The sequence below is a fragment of the Bacillus sp. 05T22 genome (assembly GCF_056396765.1).
In genome coordinates, this window is record NZ_JBFTMC010000151.1 from 1 (window position 1) to 8111 (window position 8111).

At 32.7% G+C, this 8111-nt stretch carries 8 protein-coding genes and 1 pseudogene; all 9 read left to right on the forward strand.

The features are described 5' to 3' along the window. Positions 1-653, forward strand: a 653-nt coding sequence (locus AC1DIT_RS25800; RefSeq protein ID WP_476998506.1) for a pentapeptide repeat-containing protein, incomplete at its 5' end; no start/stop codon positions are given. Between the two features lie 120 nt (positions 654-773). Then, entirely contained in the window at positions 774-1748 is a 975-nt protein-coding gene (locus tag AC1DIT_RS25805) for a hypothetical protein (protein ID WP_016114239.1), read from the forward strand. Between the two features lie 16 nt (positions 1749-1764). Further along, positions 1765-2220 carry a DUF6630 family protein gene (locus AC1DIT_RS25810; RefSeq protein WP_016114240.1) on the forward strand — a complete coding sequence of 152 codons (456 nt, stop codon included), beginning with the start codon at positions 1765-1767 and terminating at the stop codon, positions 2218-2220. Positions 2221-2840: 620 nt separating this feature from the next. Next, positions 2841-3728, forward strand: coding sequence for a hypothetical protein (locus AC1DIT_RS25815; protein WP_476998507.1), 888 nt, complete (start codon positions 2841-2843; stop codon positions 3726-3728). Between the two features lie 44 nt (positions 3729-3772). Then, a complete protein-coding gene (locus AC1DIT_RS25820; RefSeq protein ID WP_016114243.1) occupies positions 3773-4141 on the forward strand; it encodes a hypothetical protein in 369 nt (122 codons plus the stop codon). A 220-nt stretch (positions 4142-4361) separates the two neighbouring features. Further along, positions 4362-5923 (forward strand): IS3 family transposase gene (locus AC1DIT_RS25825; protein ID WP_476998508.1). Its coding sequence is split into 2 segments (ribosomal slippage): positions 4362-4995 and positions 4995-5923, totalling 1563 coding nucleotides; the frame shifts between segments, so codons are not numbered across the junction. A gap of 554 nt (positions 5924-6477) precedes the next feature. Then, the gene (locus AC1DIT_RS25830; protein WP_016114246.1) at positions 6478-6945 is read left to right on the forward strand and encodes a DUF6985 domain-containing protein; all 468 of its coding nucleotides are present in this window, start codon (positions 6478-6480) and stop codon (positions 6943-6945) included. Positions 6946-7496: 551 nt separating this feature from the next. Then, on the forward strand, positions 7497-7730 hold the full coding sequence (locus tag AC1DIT_RS25835; protein ID WP_476998509.1) for a hypothetical protein: 234 nt from the start codon (positions 7497-7499) through the stop codon (positions 7728-7730). 244 nt (positions 7731-7974) lie between these two features. After that, positions 7975-8111 (forward strand): annotated as a pseudogene (locus AC1DIT_RS25840) (ankyrin repeat domain-containing protein); the annotation flags it as partial.

The window sequence follows — 8111 nt, forward strand, 5'->3', positions numbered from 1 at the left end:
ATCGATCTCAATACAATGATGAGGTTATAGATCAGTTAGATATGAGTGATTTGGACCTTACTTTTTCAGACCTGTCAGAGGTAATGGGAGATCGTATTATGGCAAAACGGGTCATGTTAAGGGCTTCTTCATTAATGAGAGCATCGTTTCATGATTGTGATTTTGAGTTGGCTGATTTCAGAAGTTGTAATTTAGAGGAAATACATATTGCAGATTGTAGGTTTGGTGAAGCGAATTTCTCTAAAGCGAATATGAAATATGCAAAATTGAATATAAGTAGTTGTTTTGAAACATGTTTTGACGAAGTTGATTTTTCATATGGGGAACTAGTTGGAACAATTTTAAATCATGCAACTTTTCGCCATGCGAATTTATCTGGAATTGATGCTACACAGGCGTATTGCACTGGAACGGATTTTAGCAGTGCCAATCTTACAAATGGTAAATTTGAAAAAGCGGATTTGGAAAATGCAAATTTATCAGAAGTAGATGCTAGAAATGCAGATTTTACAGGAGCAACCCTTTTAAATGGGAATTTTACAGAAGCGGATTTTACCGGTGCTAAACTTGACAATGTAGTTTGGACAGGAGCAAATGTAGAAGGAGCTAAGTTTGACGAAAATGTGAAGGAACAAGTGTTGAAATTGATATAGAAGTTGATTTTGAATCGTATGTAAACTTGGCAAATAAGTTTTAATGTATTATTTGTCACAACATATAAAGGGTGTCAAACTGTCACTATAATACTTGCAAACATTCATAGGGGGGATTTAATGATAAACCAAAAAAAGTTAGAAATGGCTTTTAAAAGATATAGCAAAAATTTTGTGGATGGAATCAAATTTGAAGATGTTAAAGATGAATATAATGTTAGTAGAAGAGAGATTGAGGAAATCGTTGAGCAAAATGAAACAGAGAAAGATCACATACTATTAATAGATCTAAGCCAAATTTCTTCATATCACTTGTCACTATGGAAAAATGATGTATTGATCAGCGGTGGAAACAATGTAGAAGGATTAAAGAACATGCAGAAGGTCTTGTTTTACCAGTGCATGGGACAGGATCTCTATACAATCAAGTATCCTGGGATGATGTTGGAATATTCGTTTAGCGAAGTCGTCTTCACATTAGTTCATTTTGCAATGTATGGATGGGAGAAAGAAGAAAATATCTTATTTGATTTTATGACTCATCACTTCGATGGACATTTAATAGACGCCAATGAAGAGAACAGACATATTTGGTTTTTGCTAGAGCTGTACTTGCAGTATAAAAATATAACCATCATGGGAACGAATGAAAAATTACATCTAGCCGTGATAAATAAGTTTAAGGAAGCTGAACTACGATGCGATTTAATCCCTGAAGACCTGAACATTTATGATGAAGTGCTGGGACGTTGGTCGACTGATGATATAGAAGAAATAGAACATCTAATTTCGATAATGTCTCAGTATCATTCTGCATTAGCTTCTGAAATCGGACAGCTAGGTGAATTTGGCGATTTCGGATACGGATTTTATCCTTTTGAAATCTTATTCTTGATCCATGTAAGAAAACAACTAGGATTGCCAGTACCTACTCAATTCGATAATTTTCTGATGAATACTCCAGAAGCGAAAATGGTATTTGGAGAACGTGAGCCATACCCTGAGTGGGACCCAGTGCTTCAGATGATCGATCAATTTTATCGTAAAAACTACCCGGAATATATTCCTAACAAGCATGGAGAATTATTTCAATAAAAGGGAGGAAGCTAATATGCCTAATCAAGGGATAGCGCAGATTATATTTCCTGATAGCAAAGATTTGGAAACGTTTTTGAAGGAGCAAGGAAGTTATGACTTACATGAAGACCTATTAAAATATGGATTGACGACGAAACAGTTTTTATACGTTGACTATAAAGGTGAGCAATACCAAGAAATTGTCAATTTTATTCTTGATTACGAATTTGCCCACCAAATTGAATTAGCAACACAAGAAGAACTCGAGAAATTAGAAGCATTTAATTATGAATTTTTACCTGAAAAGATCAAGGAGGTCAACAAAATACTGTCACCAAAGGGGTATGGACTATTTTCATATCCAAATTCGGGCGACTTCTTCGCACTATTCATTGTAAAAATAGAGAATATAACAAAATTGCTGCAAGAAGAAGTGCTGCTCGATGATAGAATCCCTTTTCAAGAAAGGTGTATCAAGTATTATAGATAGACCTAAGATTGTATGTCTTCAACCTTGACTCCGGTCAAGGTTTCTTTATAAGTTAATATCAAGATTGCATAGCTATCTAGAATGTTGTGGATTTGAAATAAAGTTTAATCGTTTATAACAAAGTTTAACCGTTTTGAAAAAAGATTAACTGTTTATAAAAAAGATGCACCGTTTTATCCCTTTGGATTTACTTATCTATGGGGATATTTTTATTAAGAAAAGAAACAAAATATATAAATTGAATATAAAAACGTTTTGATTCTTTAAAAACATTCCATAATTTAGTATTATTTATATATGGAATATTTTGTTTGTACGAAAGGGGTAACTTGATGTTTTTTCAAAAATATAAGGGTTTGATTCTCGGGATAGTTGGTGCTGTTATTTTGGCATTATCCGTCATTTATCTTAAAGATTTAGATTATATATAGGGCGTGTATTAAGATATTTTTCTTTAACATTAATAATTATAGGATGGGTTATTGCCTGTAATTCGAACCACTTCTATAAAAAAGGAGAATAGTAAAAAAATAGAAAAGTATAAAAAGGGTTCATTAATGAAAAATGAGGCAACGTCCATAGTTAGAATTTGAAACGGAAAAATATAGGAGAGTAGAATAATGAAAAAAATTGTTAAAGTGATTGGATTTTTTCTTTTTAGTCTACTATTAATGGTAGGATGTACAAAAGAAAATAAAGTTTCTAGCGCAGATCTTTCTGATGATATTAATAAATTTGTACGTAGTAATGGTTTTATAAACTATAATGCTGTAGCTTCTAAGTTTAGTGAGAATGATGTTGGTTATATCTTTCCTTATTCCTCTATATCTACAAAGAAATTGCAGGAAAATAGATATGAGACCGTAATAGAAGGAATTATCGATGATAAAAAAGAAGAACCGTATGGAAAATATTTAACACTTACTATAAGTGCTAMGCCAGATGAAAAAGGACATTTAAACTTAGATGAATTCACAACTAAAGATGAATTTAATAATCGGTTTAAGATTATAAAGGTAGAAAAAAATAAAAAGAATTATGATATATTGATGAATAAGTATAAAGATAAAGTTGACATAGGGTCTATATTACCAGAAGACATATCAGCAGAGAATCCAATCCATAAGAATACTATGTATAAAAATATCGAAAAGTATTATGAGATTCCTAATCAGACGGAAGAACTTTCAGAAAGTTATGCAGAGGCATCGGGCATAACGGAACAACTCAGCAACTGTATAAGAGGTTCTCAAGAACTTGGTACTATGAATGAACAAGTTAAAGAGGGCTTATCTTCAAAAATTAATGAAAATYTTTCAAAAGAAGAATTAGGAAAATTAAAATACACACAAACAGCGCGTATTTCTAAAAATTATTATATTGTATTACTTTTAGAAAATGCTGTTGATAATATAGAAGATGTAAAAGCAATTATAATTTTTAAAGATACCGATCCCAAAGATACAACATTATCGTCTTTAGARTTTATTGATTTGAAGAAAAAATAATAGCTTTATAGCACTATTTAAAGAAGAGGGAAGGAATTATTTTTATGTTATTTATTTGGAAAAGAAAAGGTCTTTTAGTTCCATTAGCCTTGTTTTTGGGGTATATACCTGTTATAGCTCTAGCGGGTATAAGTATGGATATGAATATTGAACAAGGAAGTTTGTTGAATAAATTAATTGGATTTGTAATGTTATTATTGATGTTTTTACCTGCTTTAATTAACTATCTTTTTACTAAATATTTTGTAAAAGATGAAGGTATTAAGATTGTGACTGATGAAGAAGGAAAACAATATAAAATTGACACTTATAGTAAATTTTTTTTTATAAGAAATTTTACTTGGACATTTATATTTTTAATATTTGAAATCATCGTACTGATAAAATCCATTGTTAGTTCATACACCAATTAATCGTTATATAAGTTTTAAAACCTAGATTATGTAGAAAAAGAAGTTAGACAATAATTATAGAGTATTGTGGAGTAACTCAGGTAGAAAATGATCAAGCTTTTTTATAAAAACCAACTTAAATTTGCTAAAAAAGAATCCATTTTGATCAATTCTTGATATGCTCCCCATTAGGTAGACAGATACAAAATAAAAATCTGTTTATCTAAGGGGAGTATTTTTTATGGCTCGAATGAAATATTCTAAAGCTGAAAAATTGGCTGTTTTATCTCTTTATAAAGATGGTCATCATTCAATAGCTGACATTACTACTAAATTTCCGATTGATCCTGGGACGATTAGAGATTGGAAGAGAAGGTATGAAGTGAATGGTRAAGACGGCCTAGAAGAAGCACTTTCTTGGAAGCGTTATTCAAAAGAGCTAAAGTTAGCAGCCGTCAATGATTATCTATCAGGACACGATTCGTTAAGCAAGGTTATCCAAAAATACAATATATCCAGTACGGCGGTTTTGGGAAAATGGATTAAAAAGTATAATAGTCATAGAGAATTAAATGATACCGGTAAAGGAATGACAAACTCTATGACAAATAGAAGAAAAACAACATTAGAAGAACGAATTCAAATTGTAAATTACTGTCTACAACACCAGAAAAACTATCAGCTCGCAGCCGAAAGCTATGAAGTTTCTTACCAACAGGTATATCAATGGGTCAAGAAGTTTGAAGCAAATGGTGAAGAAGCACTACAAGATAAACGCGGTCGAAAGAAAGAGGAATATGAATTAACAGCTGAAGAAAAGTTTAAACTGGAAATGAAACGTTTAGAGCGAGAAAATGAACGATTGCGTGCAGAAAATGCTTTTTTAAAAAAGTTAGAGGAACTCGAAAGGAGGCGTCGTTAACAAGCGTTCGTCTACAAAATAAATATAGAGCGATTCAAGATTTACATGCGAATGAAAATCTACCAGTAATCCTTTTATGTGAAATTTCTGGTGTATCTCGTGCTGCTTATTACAAATGGCTACAGCGGACGCCAACAGCTAGAGAATTAGAGAATGAAGCAATTCTTCAGGATATTCAAGCTATTTATGCACGAGTAGGAGGCATTTATGGGTACCGAAGAATGAAATTAAATATGAATAGGTTATATCATAAAAAGTTTAATCACAAACGTATTTATCGCTTAATGCACATCACTGGATTACAGTCCGTGATTCGTCGGAAAAGAAAGCGCTATGTTCCCTCATCTGCGCAATATGTCGCTGAAAATCGACTCAATCGTAAATTTACTGCCAGCAGGCCCAATGAAAAATGGGTAACAGATGTCACGGAGTTCAAATTAGGAAACGGAAGGAAAACGTATTTAAGTGCCATTTTAGATCTTTACGATGGCTCCATTATTAGTTATGTATTGGGACATTCAAACAATAATAAATTGGTATTTCGAACATTGGATCAAGCTATCACTATATTAAAAGAGAATGAACATCCATTGATTCATAGTGATCGAGGGTATCAATATACATCACATGGGTTTAAGAGGAAAATAGAAAAAGCAAAAATGATTCATAGCATGTCACGTGTAGGAAAATGCATAGATAATGGACCAATGGAATCGTTTTGGGGAACGTTGAAGTGTGAAAAGTATTACCTACATAAGTATGAGACATTTGAATCGTTACAACAAGCGATAGATGATTATATTCAGTTTTACAATAACGAACGTTACCAAGAAAGATTAAACAGCTTAAGCCCATTAGAATACAGGGTTCAAGCCGCTTAAAGTGTTTTTATTATTTCCACTGTCTACTTGACAGGGAGCTGTTCATCTTTTTTCAAGGTGGATTCTTTTTATTTATTGAAAAATACCGGTTTGAGAGGGTGATTCTAATCAAACTGTATTTCAAAGCAACAAATGTGCTATTTTTGGCCATGTACGATTGTAATAACGCCATGTGTTACGGTAATCGTTCATGTTCTTGCAAATCTATTTAAAACTTTTCGTATGAACATTAGTCAAAATAATAAAGATGTTTTGAATTTGGAAGGCTTGATACTAGAAATAGAAAAATAAGTTGAGAAATGTGCCTATTTTGTGAGTTACTTGGACACTGACAAAGGTACATGCTCAATAAAGGAAGTCAATAGCGACGTTAGGAGAACGTAGTGGCTATTGACTTCCTTTATTTTTACAACTGGGTTAGAATGAGGGTAAAACAGTGCAACTCGTGCAATCATAAATGCTGAATTTGGACATCTGGGTGGTGTAGGAGAGATAAACGCAGGAGCGTTTAAACCCGGAGGATTTGCTAATAGACATAAGGAGGAGCTTGTAAAATGATTTTAAATGATTCGGTTTTCGGTAAACTTGAATATGAGTATGGCTGGGTTAAGGATACTACAATTCATTTTTTGGGAAAAGAAACTGAGATAACTTTAATGATAGATGGGGAAGAGGACGACAATTTTGATGAAGAACAATATGTAGCATACACCTCGCTTATGCAAAATTGGGAACACCTGCAACAAAGTTTTTTGCAACCGATTTTAGAGTATTATAAACAAGAGCGACATGAACTAGGTTATGATATTGAAGTAAATGAAAGTTATCCATTAGTTGAAACAACTGATCAAATATTAGAAATGATAGATTTAGACGGGATTGTTGTTCCTTATGGGGATTTGTGTGAAGGTAGAGACATTAGATTTACACTTAATTGTGCATGGGATACAGAGAATGGGCTAGGAATTCGTATGTTAAATGAGATAGTAACTGAAGTGGGTTACCAGGATATTGCGATTTAAGTGTAACTATTAATCAATAATACGCATGGATTGGAACGTATCGGCATAGGGAAATATAGACAGATAAAACAAACTTTATTTGAAGTGTACAAAAAAAGAAAAGGTCATTTTGAAGAATTGACCTTATGATGGTTTACCATCATAAGATCTTGTTTGGACCTCCGTTCCTTGATACGATAAAATAAGGCACACGAACTTAGGCGAGATGACATTTTAATGGGCGACGGGTGCAATGTGGAACGCATAGTAAACTAACGAATGCATACAAGCTCGTACGTTTTAAAGGTATTACATGTCATGATACACGAAAAGTGTCATATTGTTTTTACGACGTAATAAAATGCACAAATTTAGAGCTAACCGTGAAAACTTAGAAAACACATGAACTTAAAGCACTTGATTGTCAATTATGGCAACGAGTGCTTTTTGTATTTTAGCGTAGAAATAAGTCGGTACACGTATAATTTTATAAGTATACTAAGGGTACGGGTAACACTGTAAGCGATTATCTTGATGATATAGTCGAGGCTGGTAGTGTCAATGCCACAAAGATGAATAAGCTTAAAAATGCCATTCAAAATAATACTTTTAGTGTAGATGAGTTGTCTGAGATTAGTAAAAAGATGTCTGATTTAGGCATTACTAAAGAATATAATGAAGCATTAATTAAAATTGATTTTGGTAAGTATCTTAGAGGACTAATAGGTGACCCACCTACTGATATGAGAAATCCACATGCACATCATATTCTATTTAAAAAAGGTCTTGRCCAGAAGCAAAAATAACTTGTTCAAGAAGGTCAAGAAATATTAAGAAGGTATGGGATAGACCCAATAATTGGTGAAGAAAACCTTGTTTGGGCACCAAATGCCGTAATAGGACAGCATAGTCTTGATGCTTTGGAGATTGTTGTAAAGCGGTTAAGGGATGTTGAAGCAATAGACGGTGACTTTGATGATATTGTTGAAACTCTTAAAGATTTAGGAGACATAGCTCGTACAAGATAGTAGAGATACAGGAGGTAATGGTATGGATGAAAAAATTTTAAATAAAGCAATAAGAAATGCAATTAAAATTGGTGATATTAATGAAGTAAAACAATTAATAGGTAATGATAAAGAAATTTTGAACACAATGACTACATTTGGAACATGGTTACATGTAGC